This window comes from Thiorhodococcus mannitoliphagus (genome assembly GCF_010915725.1).
GTDB lineage: Bacteria > Pseudomonadota > Gammaproteobacteria > Chromatiales > Chromatiaceae > Thiorhodococcus > Thiorhodococcus mannitoliphagus.
This window is the reverse complement of the sequence record NZ_JAAIJR010000007.1, coordinates 1-14,969: the sequence shown is the minus strand read 5'-3', so window position 1 is coordinate 14,969 and position 14,969 is coordinate 1. Positions and strand designations below refer to the sequence as shown.

The following is a 14,969-nucleotide window of genomic DNA, read 5'->3' as shown; positions in this document are numbered from 1 at the left end:
TTTGATGCCGAGGCGATAGGCGGCGGCACGACAGCTTCTGACTTGAGCCGGCGCCGCGCATCGCTCAGGCAAGGCGACGTAGGAGCGATGCCCCGCCGCGATCGCAAGCCCCTCGCGGCGGGGCGCCGCTTCCACCGACAGCGCGGTTGGATCAGAGGACGATCGAGGTGCCAAGGCTGCCGTAGTCTGTCCGCGGCGGAGATGAGCCGAAGATGAGTCTCCCTGAAATGAGCGCATTGGCGGTCCAAGATTTTCCTTATCATTCAGATAGCTCGATGCTCTTCGAGGCCCTGGTGGAGCGCGCCTGGCCGGTCTTCTTGGACAGCGGGCGTCCGCTCAGTCGTCAGGGCCGTTTCGATATCCTGACCGCTGACCCGAGCCGCACCCTGATGACCTACGGGCTGAGGACCGAGGTTCGCGCCCAGGACGAGGGATTTTCTTCTCTGGCCGATCCCTTCGCACTGCTGGCCGAGGCCTTGGGTCCGCTGCGTGCTCGGGGGGCGGGCCTGCCTTTTTGCGGTGGCGCGATCGGCTATTTCGGCTATGACTTGGCCCGTCGTCTCGAACGTCTGCCGAGTCGGGCACTGGATGCCGAAGGTATCCCGGACATGGCCGTCGGGATTTACGACTGGGCCTTGGTCGTGGATCACCGCGAGGGTCGCAGCGCCCTGGTCGCGCGTGATTCACGCATGCTGCGCGAGTATCGGGGATTACTGTCCTCTGCCCTCCAAGGGCGTGTCCGCGCCAGACCCAGGGGCGGTTTCCGAGTCCTCGACCGGGTCGTGCCCAACATGAGCCATGGCCGCTATCTCGAGTCCATTGCCCGGATCCAGGACTACCTGCGGGCGGGCGACTGCTATCAGGTCAACTTCGCCCAACGCTTCGCAGTCCCGGCCGAGGGCGATCCCTGGCAGGCCTACAAGGCGCTTCGCGAGCTGAATGCAGCACCCTTCGGCGCCTATCTCGGGACGCCCGAGTGCCAGGTGCTGTCCTCCTCACCGGAGCGCTTTCTTCAGGTCCGGGAAGACGCCGTCGAGACCAAGCCGATCAAGGGGACGCGCCCGCGCGGGGCGGATGCCATCAAGGACCTGCGGCTTGCCGATGAACTGCGCCAAAGCGCCAAGGATCGGGCTGAAAATGTCATGATCGTCGATCTACTGCGCAACGACCTCGGCAAGGTCTGCGACTTCGGGAGCGTCAAGGTGCCGCGGCTCTTTGACATCGAGAGCTTCGCGCGTGTCCACCACCTGGTGAGTACGGTGACCGGTCGCCTGGCTCAGGGCCGGACGGCGGTTGATCTCCTGCGCGCTTGCTTTCCTGGCGGCTCCATTACCGGGGCGCCTAAGGTGCGCGCCATGGAGATCATCGAGGAGTTAGAGCCGCACCGTCGCGGCGTCTACTGCGGCGCCATCGGTTACCTCGGCTACGACGGCGCAATGGATACCAATATCGCCATCAGGACGCTGGTCCACTCAGGTGGGACGACAAGGCTGTGGGCAGGTGGCGGCATCGTTGCGGACTCAGATCCCGAGTCCGAGTACCGCGAGACCCATCACAAGGCCGCGCCCCTGCTCGATTTGCTGGAGCGCATGCGTCTGGGCCATGTCGGGAGTTGAGGCGATGTCTGTCAGAGCGCATCCCTGCTGACGTGTCTCGAGGAGAGATGATCGGGTTCGCATGGGCGATATCGACCGATCTTCCTATCCTGCTCCATCGACTTGAAGTCGGATGAGGGCACGACCTCGATATCCCCGTCGAGGGCTTCGCTCAAGCGCTCGGCCATGGGCTTGAAGCTCGACGCGGCCAAGGCCCGTCTGGGCCGCCATCGGTCTTGGGGAAAAGTGGAGAGGATCCGCCGCGGGGCTGTTGCGGCTCGCTGCGCGCTCTACTGGTTCTCGAAGCAGGCAATGCCTGTGCGCGTCTTCAGTTCCGAGCAGGTCGTCATGTAGGAGACGCTGTTGTTCTTGTGGATGCGGACGACCTGGCGCTCACCATTCTTGCAGGCGACGGCCACCAGCGTGTCGCCACTCGACGCGGTACCTATGGGTTGGGTCCGGTCGATTGCGTCGCAGCTCACTCCGGCGCGCGCCAGCACGATCTCAAATGCTTGTAGCGCCAGTTGTGCCAGCGCAGGCGTTGCGGCCAGTGCGAGTCCCATCCAGGCGACCCGCATGGCTGCTTGCGGAAAGGAGATGGAGTTCTTTTTCAATTGCTTACCTCGACGCCCGCTCTGTGCCTTGCCCGCTCCATAACGAACAGAGCGCATGTCTTCCGCGTGCTTCGGACTGCTCGCGGGCATTCGCCGCCCGGGTCTGATCAACGGCATTCTGCTGTCATTGTCGGGGCGGCGGATGGCGGCAGTGTTTCGCGAAGGAGGCAAGGCTCACACAAATCGGCGGGCTTTGCACCCAAAATTCACGTCATGTCCTTGGCGTTTGCTGGAAGCCCTGGCTACATAAAACCGATAGGTGGTGAGGTCAAAGCACTAAGGCCCGGTGAAATTCGAGCAGACCACTTGGCGCTGCGATGTGATCGCAGCCTCCATCAAGGCTGGTCGGCTCCCGCCCTTAGCGCATCTGAAAGCGATGTTCTATTTCCGCTCCGTTCGAAGAGACATGGGTTTCTTCGGTTGGGAGACTGACCAACCTGTACGCAGAAAGTGACCATCAACAACTCCCCCCCTTTCGCAAAGGGGGGGCAGTGGGATTTCGAGCGGTGTTCGTCTTCTGGAGCTTGTCCTTCGCGCTTTCGTTTCAGTGGTGGAGTTCTACCGAAAGGGGCGGCAAACAAGCTGTCAACCTCTTGTGTTACCGTTGCACCACACCGCAGCCGCTCGGTGGGAGCGGCGCCCCGCCGCGACGAGTTCGCAGACGGCTGCGGCCTCTGTATCCATGCTTTGGGGGGCGGACATCACGGCATGAGCCTTCGCGTGGCCTTGGCCGCATCCGCCGGACGATTCGTGCTTACCAGCAGTCCCTCGGCGTGCCTTGGGCGTGCAGCCCAGAGCCGCCAACTGCCGAAGCCAGGATGAAAGGGACCGCCCCAGATCAAGTCCTGGGATGGCCTGCTTGGCGGGCAGTGAGCGAGGGTGTGAGTTCCGCCCGCCCTGTGACGGCAGCGGTTGGTCAACGCCCGCAGCATCTCGGACAGAGCCGGAGTAAGATCGAGTCGCCTGGCATCCGCATTGCGTGCTTCTGTTGTCAGGAATTCTTTCGCGTCCGCGTGGTCAGTGATATCTACACGGGCACCGAGCCGATTACGCTCAAAGACGGAGCCAGTCGGTTTCCCCACTGGAAGCGACCGAGAACCCAAAATGAAAAGAGTTCTGCACATGCACAACGATCGTCATTCTCGTCCCTGGCTCGAAGACTTTGCGCGCGCGCTCATCCACAAGGGCACCGACGCCCGGCGTTTGCTCGAGGCGGATTTCGATGGCTGGAGCCATACGGGCGATGAGTCGGCAGAGGGTCCGTCCCGGTTGGAGGCGCGCATTCGCAGTCTCTTCAGCGGTTTCGCCGCTGCGACCTTCACGAATCCTGCGCTCAACGGCAGCTTGCTCGCACGCGATCGTCGCTGGGGCTGAGCCAGGGTTGCGCGATTGGTGGGAGCGGCGCCCCGCCGCGACGAGTTTGCGAGCCGCTCTGACGCCTCTTCCCTGATCCGGGCTGCCGGAATCGCGCCTGCATGCTCGTTAGCGAGGACGCTGTGGTCGAGCATCCGTTAACTGCTTGCGGCTGTTCGGGCTGCGCGATCTGATCGTCTCAGTCCCAAGAAGTCTGTCCGACTTGGGGGGAGTTCATCCTAAGAAGCTGTCTGGAAACTCCTAGGGAGGCCCCCGCCTCAGACCGACGAGTCATGCCACCGGGATCGCTATCGGGATCGGAATCGCTATCGTCGGTTCGATCCCGATCCCGATCCCGATCCCGATCCCGATCCCGATCCCGACGGCCTTGGATGGTCGGACACTTCATCTAAATTTGACTCATCTGCGAGCATTTTGCGCCCTCAAGGATCCTAGGAGCCTGTCCGACTTAGGATGAATCGGCTGCGGAATCGGGAGAACGGTCCCTTTCGCCCCGCTTTTTCGTTACATAGAACCACTATGCGCCTCAAAACCGGAACGAAATGGCCTCGCTCTCCCACTTCCTCGCTTCGATCCCCCCAAGTCGGACAGGCTCCTAGGGGCCTCTACGATGATTTCCAGACAGCCTCTAAGAAGCTGTTTGGAAACCCCTGGTTCAAGCCAGTCGGTTAGCCATCAGTTTGATCATCGACAAATAAATCCAGGTTTCGCTGGTTGTCATCAGGCGCTCATAATCCTTGCTGAGGCGTCGGGAATGGTTGATCCAAGCGAATGTTCGCTCGACCACCCAACGCCGGGGCAGCAAGACGAACCGGCGGCTTTCCTTGGGGCGCAAGACGACCGACAGGACGAATTGGAAGCGGCTCGCTACCCATGCGACCAAGCGCCCACTGTAGCCGCCATCGACCCAGATCTTGCGCAATTTTTTGCAATGGCCGGGCAGGTGTCGCAGGAGCATGCGTGCACCGTCGCGATCCTGGACGCTGGCCGCCGTGACCAGCACCACCAGCAACAGTCCCAGGGTATCAACCAGGATGTGGCGCTTGCGTCCATTGATCTTCTTGCCGGCATCGTATCCGCGCTCGCCCGGCGTGGCGGTTGCCTTCACGCTCTGGCTGTCCAGACAGCCGGCGGTGGGGTGTTTGTGGCGCCCAAGCCGTTGGCGCAGACGCGCCCGCAGGGTGTCGTGGAGGCGCACCCAGGTTCCATCGCGACGCCAGCGGCGAAAGTAATAATACACGGCGGTCCAAGGCGGGAAATCACGCGGCAATTGGCGCCACTGACAGCCGGTCTTGAGCACATAGAAGATGGCGTTCAGGATCTGGCGCATGCTCAGGGTGCGCGGTCGGCCCACTGATGATTCGGGCAAGAGGGACTTGACGGCATTCCACGCCCCGTCGCTCAGATTACTCGGATAACGTTTCCGGCGGTTTTTTTGCGCATTTCGATAACTTACATATAAAAATCAATATATTAAAATTTTTCCTGAGAATTTCCAAACAGTTTCTAAGAAAGTGACCATCAACAACTTCCCCCCTTTCGCAAAGGGGGGCTCGGGGGGATTTCGGGCGGGATCGCTCGTATCGGGAAACAATTAATGGGCGCTTTCTAAGATCCGAATAGACTCCTAGGGCCACTCCTTGGCCAGGAAGCCGACCCCGATGACCTGGGCCATCTGTGGCTCCCGGTGTTGCGTGAGAGCGAGCAGATAGCACATGCTTACCGACACCGACACCGACCACCGATCGAAACCGTCCCCATCTGCCCTTATCCTAAGAAGATGGCAGTCGATGATCCCTCCGACCTGATTCCCAAGCTCGACGAGGTCCTCTTCCTTCCGCTCGGCGGTGTCGGCGAGATCGGGATGAATCTGGCCCTTTACGGGCACGACGGCGCTTGGGTGATCGTCGATCTCGGCATCACCTTCGGCGGTGACGACTTCCCCGAGCAGCGGGTGATGATGGCGGATCCGAGCTTCATCGCCGCTCGCCGTGAGCGCGTCTCGGGCATTCTGCTGACCCACGGACACGAAGACCACATCGGCGCCTTGCCCTATCTCTGGCGTCGGCTGCGCTGTCCGATCTATGCCACGCCCTTCACCGCCGCACTGGTGCGCTATCGGCTCGCGCAGGCCGGCTTGGAGGACGCCACCGTCGAAGAGGTCAGCTGCGGTGAGCGCTTCCAGATTGGCCCCTTCGGTGTCGAGTATATCGGCATGACGCACTCCATCCCCGAGCCCAACGCCATCCTGCTGCGCACCGCGGCCGGTGCGGTTCTGCACACGGGTGATTGGAAGCTGGACGACCGTCCCGTGGTCGGCCGCCGCTACGATGCCGCTCGTCTCAGCGCCCTGCGGCGCGAGTCCTTGCTGGCGCTGGTCGGAGATTCCACCAATGCCGTGGTCCCCGGAACCACGGGGTCGGAGGGTGACCTCTTCGAGCCGCTGCGCGAGCTGGCGGAGCAGGCGACCGGCCGTGTCGTGGTGACCAGCTTTGCGAGCAATGTCGCGCGCCTGGTGACGCTGGCGCGGGTGGCGGAGTCGGTCGGACGGCGCTTCGGCGTCGTCGGTCCGGCGATGGAACGCATGGTCGCCGTGGCGCGCGGGACTGGCTACTGGCCGGAGGATCTGCCCGAGCTGGTGGACGCGCGTCATCTGGGCTTCTTACCGCGCGAGGAGGTCTTCGCCGCCTGCACCGGCAGTCAGGGTGAGCCAGGCTCGGCCCTGATGCGCATGGCTGCGGATCGGCATCGCGACCTGCTTCTGGATCACGGCGACAGCGTCATCTTCTCGTCCAAGCTGATTCCAGGGAACGAGCGCTCGGTCGAGCGCCTCCAGGCGCGCTTGCGCGCGCTGGGCGTCGAGGTGACGACCGACACGGATGCGGAGATCCACGTCTCCGGACACCCAGCGCAGGGGGATCTCGCCCGACTCTATGGCTGGATTCAACCGCCGCTCCTCATCCCGGTGCACGGTACCCCCAGGCATCTGGCGGCCAATGCGGCCGTTGCCAAGTCCTGCCATATCCCCCAAGTCCGACTCATGGCCAACGGCGACCTGTGCCGACTGACGCCGCAAGGCGCACAACTGCTCGGCAGCGTGGAGAGCGGACGCTTGTCGCTGGGCGAGGATGGTCGGCTCGTCCCTGTATCAGGTGACTTGCTCGAGGAGATGCGGGGCAAGGCGCATTGAATCTTGATCACAAGCAAGGAGACAGACTGAGCGCATGACGAATCAGGAAGAGCGCGACCTTGAGCGTGCGCAGACGCCCCGGTCATCGGGGCGAGATGATTTCAGGCGGCCGCCGAGCCTGCGCAACGCCGAGGGCGCGCTGCGGACCGTCGGCTTCGAGCTGGAGTTCTCTGGGCTCTCGCTTGATGAGGTATCGTCAGCGCTCCGGTCGGCGCTGGGAGGGGAGCCGCAGACCCTTTCGGTCGCCGAGCAGCAGCTGGAGGTCGAGGGGCTCGGGCGCTTCAAGGTCGAGCTGGACTGGAGCTACCTCAAGCGCAAGGCCGCGCAGGCGGCCGAAGCCGACTCAGAGACCGACTGGGTCGACCTCTTGAGCCAGGCGGCCGCGTTCCTGGTGCCCACGGAGGTGGTGTGCCCGCCTATTCCTATCACGGAGCTGGCCGTCCTGCACCCCATGACCAAGGCGCTGCGTCAGGCCGGGGCGGTCGGGACGGAGGAGTCGCTGCTCGCGGCCTATGGCGTGCATATCAACCCCGAGATCCCGCGGCTCGATGCCGAGACCCTCGACGCCTATCTGCGTGCCTTCGCGCTGCTGCAATGGTGGCTGGTCGAGGCCCACGAGGTCGACCTGACACGCAAGGTCAGTCCCTACATCGACCTCTACTCCGAAGCCTATATCGTCCAGCTCCTGTCGCGTGAAACGCCCGACCTCGACCAGATCTTCAATGACTATCTGGAGCATAACGCCAGCCGTAATCGCTCCTTGGACATGCTGCCCTTGCTCGCCGAGCTGGACGCGGAGCGGGTGCGCGGCGCGGTCGATGATCCCAAGATCGGCGCGCGTCCCACCTTCCACTACCGTCTGCCCAACTGCCAAATCGAGCGCCCCGACTGGTCGCTCGCGGCCTCCTGGAACCGCTGGTGCGTCGTCGAGGATCTGGCCCATCGCCCCGCAGACCTGCACGCCCTCGGCGGTGAATTCCTGGCGGCTGCCTCGCGCCCCATTCTGGGCGTCAGTCGAAGCGATTGGGTAGAGAGGATGGAGACATGGCTGAAAGACCGAGGATTGGTATAACGGGCAACGGCAGGCGCTGGGCGCCGGCCTGGTGGTGCGCGCGTCTCGCCGTCCGACTCGCCGGCGGTGTGGCCGAGCGCATCAGCGTGCGTCATCCGCCGAGCGGTAAGCCCCTGAGCGCCCTCATCATCGGGGGCGGCAACGACATCAGCCCGGAGCATTATCAGGGAGACATCCTCGAAAAGGTCAAGACGGATCCTGAGCGCGACGCGCTCGAGATGGCGTGGATCCGCCAAGCGCTTGACCAGCGTACCCCCTTGCTCGGCATCTGCCGCGGCGCCCAGCTCATCAATGTGGTTCTGGGGGGGAGCCTGTATCAGGACATTCGCCCTCTGCGCAAGCTGACCAAGAATCGCCCCGGTTTGCTGCCGACCAAGCAGGTCAGGCTGAGCCCCGACGCCCGGCTGGTCGCGATCTGCGGCAAGGCCCGCTTGGCTGTCAACAGCCTGCATCATCAGGCCGTGAAGGACCCCGGCGAGGGTCTCCGCGTCGTCGGCTGGGACCTGGATCACCTCGCCCAGGCCATCGAGAGTACCGACGCCCGGCCAATCTTGGGCGTCCAGTGGCACCCCGAGTACCTCTTCTACCTCCCCTCGCAGCTCGCCCTCTTCCGCTGGCTCTTGAGCGCCGCGGCATGATCACCTCCTACCTGGTCCTCTTCGGCTCCGCCTTCCTCGCCGCGACCATCCTGCCCTTCTACTCCGAGGTCGTGCTCTTTGCCCTGCTCCGCGAGGGCGGGGACCCCGCCGCCTTGGTCATCACGGCCACAGTGGGAAACACCCTGGGCGCCGTCGTCAACTGGCTCCTCGGGCGCTATCTGCTGCACTTTCGCGACCGCAAGTGGTTCTACTTCAGCAGCACGCAGATCGACCGTGCGCAACGTTGGTTCCAGCGCTACGGCTATTGGACGCTCCTGCTCGCCTGGATGCCCGTCGGCGGAGATGCCTTGACGCTCATCGCCGGCATCATGCGTGTTCGGCTCTGGGTCTTTCTCATGCTGGTGGCTACGGGCAAGGGGCTGCGGTATCTGTCGGTGGTGTATTTGAGTGCTTGGTCGCCGATCTGAGTCGACAGCGGATTTGGCGTCAAGAACTCCATCGAGCGCAGATTCGGACGATGATTTGACGTCTGCTCTCGCAGATCGCATGACCCGTAAGCCGCTCCGCCTTGCCTGATTTCGAGGGGCAGGGCATTGAGAATCATGGATGTGTCCGTTGCTGATCGTTGCGCTCAGCGCTTGACCGTGTCCGTGAATGTTGCGCCGAGCTGAGTGCGGATCTGCTGGCGTACCTGGGTCGATAGGTAGAGACGGTGGATGTCCACCCGCTCGTCGACCTTGGTCATCGCGGTCGGTGCATCCAGGTGGCCAAGCCGCTGGGCCAGGACGATCAGACCGAGGGTGCCGCTGGGGCGCAAGCCCAGTTGACTGGCTCTGCTCCGCGCAGCCTTGTCATCGATGGCAACCAGATCGATCCCCTGCTCGCGCGACAGGACCATGGCTTCCAACTCCCCCCCCCCCCGGTGCAGAGCGCCGACTGCGCCGTGAACGAAGGCCTCACCGACCTCGGACAATTTCCGGCATTCGATGAAATCGGGCAGATCCAATCCGGTCTCGGCCACTACGGCGGGCGGGGCGAGCACCGGCGAGAAGCAGCTCCGCAGCAACGAAAGCAATTCGACCTTCGCCAGGAAGATCAAGGGGCTCGCATTGGTAACCAGTCTCAAGGGCGCTGCTCCACGAGTTCATCGACGAGGCGCAGGTCTTGCTGCACGGTTTCGTCCGCGACGATGAAGCCGTGACCGAAGTGCTCCTTGAGTCGGTCGTGGAATTCCTCATAGCCAAGGCCCGCGAGGGCCGCAGCGGCGGCGAAGCTGACCTGGTGCGCATGGTAGAGACCGGCCGCGAGGAAGAAGTTGCTAGCGCCGCTCCCGAGGGTTTCCAGTGCCGGGGCGAAGTCCGGGCTGATGGTTGGTGTGGGCATGGTCGGGTTCCAGGCTTGGTTAGCTGCATCGGATACTTGCGTTGGTCGGATTCGTCGCTGCCGTCTAGGAGCCTGTCCGACTTAGGGGCAGCGCGCCGACTTTTTTTCGGTGTGGCAGCTGTGGGCTTGATGGCCGACGGTGCTCGGGATGTGGCTCTGGCGGCCATCGGTGTCGATGGCATTGCACATGGTCTTGGCGTCGATGGCCAGCCCCTCGTCGGTGCTGGCCTGCTGGGCGTTCCAGCATTGCAGGGCAAGGTCCAAGGCCTGCGGGTCCACTCGGGTGAGCACCTCGCGGATGACGGTGCGACTGGGGACGGCGTAGTGCCCGTTGCGGTAGCAACAGCGAAAGCGTGCCCGCGCCTTCTGGCTCAGGTCTTTGGCCCACAGGCTGATGGCCTTGTAGCCGTGCATCCCGCATAGGGTGGCGCCCGCGGCGATGGCCAGCACCGTTGCGAGGGGATGGCGACGTCCCTGGCCGCGGCGCGGATCGGGGATGTCGGCAAAATAGGTGGGTAAAGAGACCATGTGCTCGGCGCTCAACATGAGTTTGGGGGCTCCGTGACGATACTGAGGGTCGAGAACAGGACGCGACAGGTAGGCTTGGGCGTTGGCCTGCAGAGGGCGGACAAAGACATGCTTGGCGCTACTCGGCGCGGCGCTGTAGCCGTCGCGGGTGCGTCGATAACCGCAGGTGTCACCGACATAGCGCCAATTGGCGGCGCGGTAGATGGTGCCGCGAAAGCGCTGCGGATCGACGAAGGTCTCCAGCAACAGCAGCGGATAACCGAAGCGCGCGCGCCAGTCCTGAGCCAGGCGTCGCTCGCTCAAGGCCAGCACCCGCGAGGCGAGGTTCGGGACGTGATGCTCGGGCAGGATTAGAAACCGACTGTTGTTGGCGATCAGGTGCAGGCGGTCGTATTGGTAGCGAAAATCCCAGCCGATCCAGGCGTCGCGCGCCGCGCATTTCCAGGCCGCTGCCGAGAAGCTCAGCAGGGCCAGCCACTGCTCCTTGTAGGTGGCGACATACCAGAGGGTGTGGCCGATCTTCGGCAAGGCCCCCAGGTAGTGATGGGCCGCCATCAGCTCCTTAAAGCGCGCCTCTTCATGCACCTCAACGCCTTCGACGACAATCTCTCGCAGGTTCACGTGCCAGGCCTCTCATCGGGGGAACGCTTGGTGTTATATCCTGAGGGGCGGGCGTTGTCCAGGATCGAGGGCAACTCGATGTCGTGTCAGGAGATCTTGGTTAGCCTGGTTCGCCCTGTCCGTCGGCTCAACACCTATCGGTTTCCCGAAATCAACCGGAACAGCCGCTCCAAGCCTGCGTAGCCAGGCCATCCTGGCCTGGTTTGCCAGGGCTGGAAGCCCTGGCTACATAAAACCGATAGGTGGTGAGGTCCGTCGGACGGAGCGATGACGTCTGATCCTATCAGGGTTCGTGGACCACCTGAGTTCGCAATCGATGCTGCGCTCCAGTGGTCTGCGCATGTGACGACTTATTTACCAAAAGGCGATGGGCGGCCCGCGATGCTCGCGGGCGCTACCCTGGCGTTCTTGTGGGCAGGCTGTCAATAGGCAGGGATCTTGTTTTGTCCGGACCCAGGCTCGGACGGGTAGGTCTGCTCGCCCTGTGGCGCCTTTTGTCGGGATTCTTGCTCGGGGTCTGCAGAGGACGTTTCGAGCAGGAAGACGAGCATAAGGGTCAGAAAAACGCCAATAACGATCAGGATGTCGCGTTTGATCAGAAACACGGATGTTCCCCTAGGAGATGGTCGAGGTCGAAGAGGCGTTACTTCGCGCCTATACCTTGGGGCTCAATAGCAACAGAGTCCCGAAATGCACTCAGTCCAGGTTGTCCGCCCATTTCCCGATCTTTCGATGGGGCTGGGGGCGCAGCCGCCCAACTGGCGGTCCTGTGACTCATGCTTACTCGCTTGTTCGCTCACAAGCATACCCACTTCCCTGCAGCTCACAAAGTCCATTGCTGGCCGAGGGCGTGACCACAATTGATGCCTGGTGTCGGTGGGGCCGAGGCAGGAACGGCAACCAAAGGGTGCAGGTTGGGTTTCGCACCTCGGCCCGACCTAGAGCCGCTGGCTGGCGCGCGTCGCTGATGGTGGTACCCGCTGGCCGATGCCGTCGTGCCTTGGCCTTCAGGATGCGCATGCCTCCGACCTGGCGACTGCCATTCGCGAAAACAACCAGGGCGCATCAGCTGGCGCGTCGTGTCGGGACCACGCGCGCTCGCTGCTCGGCGTCTAAGCTCTGCAAGTGTCGGGGCGCGGCTTGCTTGAACGCAGTAGTTTGTTTCTCCGAGCGTGGCCGCACGCTCCTGAGTACAGGCGATCGGCGAATTTGATGATCAAGACTTGAGGAGATCAAAAGTGAGTAAAACGACAACAACGACGGTTCCCAAGCTTCCCTTCGGTGACTTGCTGGACAAGTGGGGCTGGCTGGTTGGCTTCGGCGTGGTCTCGACCCTGCTCGGTGTCGCGGGGCTGGGAATGACCTTCGGGCTGACCCTGGCTGGAGTGCTCTTTTTCGGGGTGCTCTTGCTGATTGGCGGCGTGCTCCAGCTTTTCGATGCCTTCAAGTACAGCGGCTGGAAGGGCTCCTTGCTGCACGCGGCGATCGCCTTGGTCTACATCTTGGCTGGGTTTCTTATGATCGTCGATCCAGCGGGGGCGGCGGTGGCGCTGACATTATTCCTGGGCTCCGCACTCATCGCGGCCGGTGTGCTGCGCGTCGTGATCTGTGCTCAGCATCGGGATCAGCCGGGCTGGAAGTGGACGGCTGCCGGGGGGCTGGCATCCGTTGCGCTGGGTACTGTGATCCTGATCGGCTGGCCGGTCTCCGGCTTGTGGGTGATTGGCCTCTTCATCGCGATCGAGCTGCTGATCAACGGCTGGACGGCGATCTTTCTCGGCCTCGCCGCGCGTCGTGCCAAGCGGGCGCGGGACGCCGGAAGTGCTGAGGTGGTTGCCTAAGAGGACATCCGCTCCGCGGCGGCCGACAGGATGGCGTCCAGTCGACCGCTGCGGCACTCAGCCTAGGCGCTGCTTGCGGATGGCTGCCCGGCCTTGACGACGTACTTGCGCTCGTGGCTGAGGCCCATGTAGAGGGCAATGCACATGGCCAGGAGGACCAGCGTGAAGGGTAGTCCCACGGTGATCGCCGCGGCCTGCAGCGCGCCCAAGGCGTCGGCGCCGCCGCCGAACAGCAAGACCGCCGCAATGACGCCCTCCATGGTTGCCCAGAAGATCCGCTGTGGTACTGGAGCATCCAGTTTGCCCCCGGCGGTGATGCTGTCGATGACCAGCGACCCCGAGTCCGATGAGGTGATGAAGAACACCAGCACCAGGACGATGGCGAGCACGGAGCTTATGGTGGCGAAGGGCAGATTGGCGAGCATCTGGAAGAGCGCGAGTGAAACCTCGGAGACGCCATCGGCCAGCTCGCCGACGCCAGCCTGCATCTGCTCGATGCCCAGGCCGCCGAAAGCGCTCATCCAGACGATGGTCACCAAGGTGGGGACCAAGAGCACGGCGGTGATGAACTGGCGCACCGTGCGGCCTTTGGAGACGCGCGCGATGAACATGCCGACGAAGGGCGACCAGGAGATCCACCAGGCCCAGTAGAAGACCGTCCAGCCGTGATAGAACTTCTGGTCATCGCGTCCGATCCAGTTGCTCAAGGGAATCAGGTTTTCGATGTAGTCGATCGCAGTGGCGCCAATCATGCCGAAGATCCCGAAGCCCGCGCCAACCAGGATCACGAACAGCAGCAGCGCCAAGGCCAGGAGCATGTTGAGGTTGCTCAGGAGCTTGACGCCGCCGTCGAGCCCGCGGATCACGGAGATGATCGCCACGGAGGTCACGCCGATGATGATGGCAATCTGGAGGTTGATGGTGTTCGGCAAATCGAAGAGATAGTGCAGTCCACTTGCGGCCTGCTGAGCACCGAAGCCGAGCGAGGTCGCCAGGCCGAAGATGGTCGCCATGACGGCGACGACATCGATGACGTGCCCGAACCAGCCCCAGGACTTGTCCTTGATGAAGGGGAAGAAGGCCGAGCGGATCGTGAGCGGCAGGCCCTTGTTGTAGGTGAAGAAGGCGAGCGAGAGGCCGACGACTGCGTAGATGGCCCAAGGGTGCAGGCCCCAATGGAACATGGTCGCCCCGAGTGCCATCTTGGCTGCTTCTTCGGTGCCGGGCTCCACGTTGAGCGGCGTCCCGTACCAGTCGCTGAAATAGGCCGCGGGCTCGGCGACGCTCCAGAACATGAGGCCGATGCCCATGCCGGCCGCGAAGAGCATGGCAAACCAAGAAGTGAGCGAGAACTCGGGCTTGGCGTCCTCGCCGCCGATGCGAATGCTGCCAACGGGGAGCAGGACGAGGACGGCGCAGAAGATGACGAAGATGTTCCCGGCGACCAAGAAAAGCCAGTCGAAATTGTCGATGGACCAGCCTTTGGAGCCATCGAAGGCTTGCTTGGCTTCACCCGGGAATACCAGGGTGCCGATGACAAAGGTGAGCACCAATAGGCCCGAGATGATGAAAACCGGGTTGTGCAGATCCATACCCCAGGCGCGGATATTGTCCTGCCCGGTCTCGTAGTTGGTGTTGTAGCGATCTGGCATAAGGCGACTCCAGTGCTGCTAGTTGGAAGATGCTCGACACCGACCGGATGAGGTCGGGGATCCAGATGGATGCCGTCACTCTCGCGACTCGGCGATGTGGCAACGCCTTCCGTGGTCAGAGCGCACTGAAGACAAGAAGCGAGCCGGAAAACGGTCACTCGATCGTTTTCGCGGGCTCGCGCTGAGTTGCCTTGCGGCAGCCTTCGAAGAGTTGTCGTGGAATCGGCCGAGACCGACGATTGAGACGAAGACAGACAGCCTCTGGCGGATGCGCCGCCAGAATCGAAATCGCACGAGCTGCTGGGCCGCGCAAAGCCGGCGTGAGCAAGCGTCAGTGTCACTCGACCTTTTTCACCCTACAGGGGCGAACTCTTTGCTGCAACCTAGGGCGCGGCACGGCGCTGACTCAGTCGAGCGCAGTGCCTAGTGGTCTTGAGTGAAAGTCCTAATACTGTTTCTGGGCGATCGATGGCATCCTACTCATCTGTCTTGAGTTTCGC

Annotated in this window: 14 protein-coding genes; 7 read left to right on the top strand and 7 right to left on the bottom strand. The window is 62.9% G+C overall.

Annotated elements, in window-relative coordinates; genetic code table 11:
- Positions 1-212 precede the first annotated feature (212 nt).
- A complete protein-coding gene (pabB, locus tag G3480_RS02985) occupies positions 213-1,616 on the top strand; it encodes an aminodeoxychorismate synthase component I (protein ID WP_420824604.1) in 1,404 nt (467 codons plus the stop codon).
- 269 nt (positions 1,617-1,885) lie between these two features.
- Here the strand turns inward: pabB and G3480_RS02980 are convergent, their stop codons facing one another.
- The gene (locus tag G3480_RS02980; protein ID WP_240905546.1) at positions 1,886-2,209 is read right to left on the bottom strand and encodes a hypothetical protein; all 324 of its coding nucleotides are present in this window, start codon (positions 2,207-2,209) and stop codon (positions 1,886-1,888) included.
- A gap of 1,122 nt (positions 2,210-3,331) precedes the next feature.
- Between G3480_RS02980 and G3480_RS02975 the strand changes: the two genes are divergently transcribed.
- Positions 3,332-3,583, top strand: a complete 252-nt coding sequence (locus G3480_RS02975) for a hypothetical protein (RefSeq protein WP_164652184.1) — start codon at positions 3,332-3,334, stop codon at positions 3,581-3,583.
- Between the two features lie 655 nt (positions 3,584-4,238).
- Here the strand turns inward: G3480_RS02975 and G3480_RS02970 are convergent.
- Complete coding sequence (locus tag G3480_RS02970; RefSeq protein WP_164652232.1) at positions 4,239-4,988, bottom strand: IS5 family transposase; 750 nt, start codon at positions 4,986-4,988, stop codon at positions 4,239-4,241.
- A gap of 375 nt (positions 4,989-5,363) precedes the next feature.
- Here G3480_RS02970 and G3480_RS02965 point away from each other — a divergent pair, with 375 nt between their 5' ends.
- The 4 genes from G3480_RS02965 to G3480_RS02950 are packed head-to-tail and all read left to right on the top strand — an operon-like array spanning position 5,364 to position 8,911.
- Positions 5,364-6,773, top strand: a complete 1,410-nt coding sequence (locus G3480_RS02965) for a ribonuclease J (protein WP_206171465.1) — start codon at positions 5,364-5,366, stop codon at positions 6,771-6,773.
- A 34-nt stretch (positions 6,774-6,807) separates the two neighbouring features.
- Positions 6,808-7,845 (top strand): amidoligase family protein, encoded by a 1,038-nt coding sequence (locus tag G3480_RS02960; protein ID WP_164652183.1) that lies wholly within the window; start codon positions 6,808-6,810, stop codon positions 7,843-7,845.
- Positions 7,818-8,483, top strand: a complete 666-nt coding sequence (locus G3480_RS02955; RefSeq protein WP_164652182.1) for a gamma-glutamyl-gamma-aminobutyrate hydrolase family protein — start codon at positions 7,818-7,820, stop codon at positions 8,481-8,483. Before G3480_RS02960 ends, G3480_RS02955 begins: the two co-directional genes overlap by 28 nt.
- Positions 8,480-8,911, top strand: a complete 432-nt coding sequence (locus G3480_RS02950) for a YqaA family protein (protein ID WP_164652181.1) — start codon at positions 8,480-8,482, stop codon at positions 8,909-8,911. Before G3480_RS02955 ends, G3480_RS02950 begins: the two co-directional genes overlap by 4 nt.
- A gap of 164 nt (positions 8,912-9,075) precedes the next feature.
- On the opposite strand, the gene G3480_RS02945 is transcribed toward G3480_RS02950, so the two are convergent.
- The 4 genes from G3480_RS02945 to G3480_RS02930 form a co-directional block, all read right to left on the bottom strand.
- Entirely contained in the window at positions 9,076-9,570 is a 495-nt protein-coding gene (locus G3480_RS02945; protein ID WP_164652180.1) for a PIN domain-containing protein, read from the bottom strand.
- Positions 9,567-9,827: a hypothetical protein gene (locus G3480_RS02940; RefSeq protein ID WP_164652179.1), complete on the bottom strand. Its 261-nt coding sequence runs from the start codon at positions 9,825-9,827 to the stop codon at positions 9,567-9,569. The genes G3480_RS02945 and G3480_RS02940 overlap by 4 nt, the downstream gene beginning before the upstream one ends.
- An 81-nt stretch (positions 9,828-9,908) precedes the next feature.
- A complete protein-coding gene (locus tag G3480_RS28185; protein WP_338114046.1) occupies positions 9,909-10,976 on the bottom strand; it encodes a Druantia anti-phage system protein DruA in 1,068 nt (355 codons plus the stop codon).
- Between the two features lie 422 nt (positions 10,977-11,398).
- Positions 11,399-11,581: a flagellar basal body-associated FliL family protein gene (locus tag G3480_RS02930; protein WP_164652178.1), complete on the bottom strand. Its 183-nt coding sequence runs from the start codon at positions 11,579-11,581 to the stop codon at positions 11,399-11,401.
- 633 nt (positions 11,582-12,214) lie between these two features.
- Here G3480_RS02930 and G3480_RS02925 point away from each other — a divergent pair.
- On the top strand, positions 12,215-12,817 hold the full coding sequence (locus G3480_RS02925) for a DUF308 domain-containing protein (protein ID WP_164652177.1): 603 nt from the start codon (positions 12,215-12,217) through the stop codon (positions 12,815-12,817).
- A gap of 62 nt (positions 12,818-12,879) precedes the next feature.
- Here G3480_RS02925 and G3480_RS02920 read toward each other — a convergent pair whose 3' ends face one another.
- Positions 12,880-14,469: a BCCT family transporter gene (locus tag G3480_RS02920; protein WP_164652176.1), complete on the bottom strand. Its 1,590-nt coding sequence runs from the start codon at positions 14,467-14,469 to the stop codon at positions 12,880-12,882.
- Positions 14,470-14,969: the final 500 nt, after the last annotated feature.

Coding starts and splice junctions, on each gene's coding strand:
- pabB (WP_420824604.1), top strand. CDS start 213: ATGAGTCTCCCTGAAATGAGCGCATTGGCGGTCCAAGATTTTCCTTAT.
- G3480_RS02975 (WP_164652184.1), top strand. CDS start 3,332: ATGCACAACGATCGTCATTCTCGTCCCTGGCTCGAAGACTTTGCGCGC.
- G3480_RS02965 (WP_206171465.1), top strand. CDS start 5,364: ATGGCAGTCGATGATCCCTCCGACCTGATTCCCAAGCTCGACGAGGTC.
- G3480_RS02960 (WP_164652183.1), top strand. CDS start 6,808: ATGACGAATCAGGAAGAGCGCGACCTTGAGCGTGCGCAGACGCCCCGG.
- G3480_RS02955 (WP_164652182.1), top strand. CDS start 7,818: ATGGCTGAAAGACCGAGGATTGGTATAACGGGCAACGGCAGGCGCTGG.
- G3480_RS02950 (WP_164652181.1), top strand. CDS start 8,480: ATGATCACCTCCTACCTGGTCCTCTTCGGCTCCGCCTTCCTCGCCGCG.
- G3480_RS02940 (WP_164652179.1), bottom strand. CDS start 9,827: ATGCCCACACCAACCATCAGCCCGGACTTCGCCCCGGCACTGGAAACC.
- G3480_RS02920 (WP_164652176.1), bottom strand. CDS start 14,469: ATGCCAGATCGCTACAACACCAACTACGAGACCGGGCAGGACAATATC.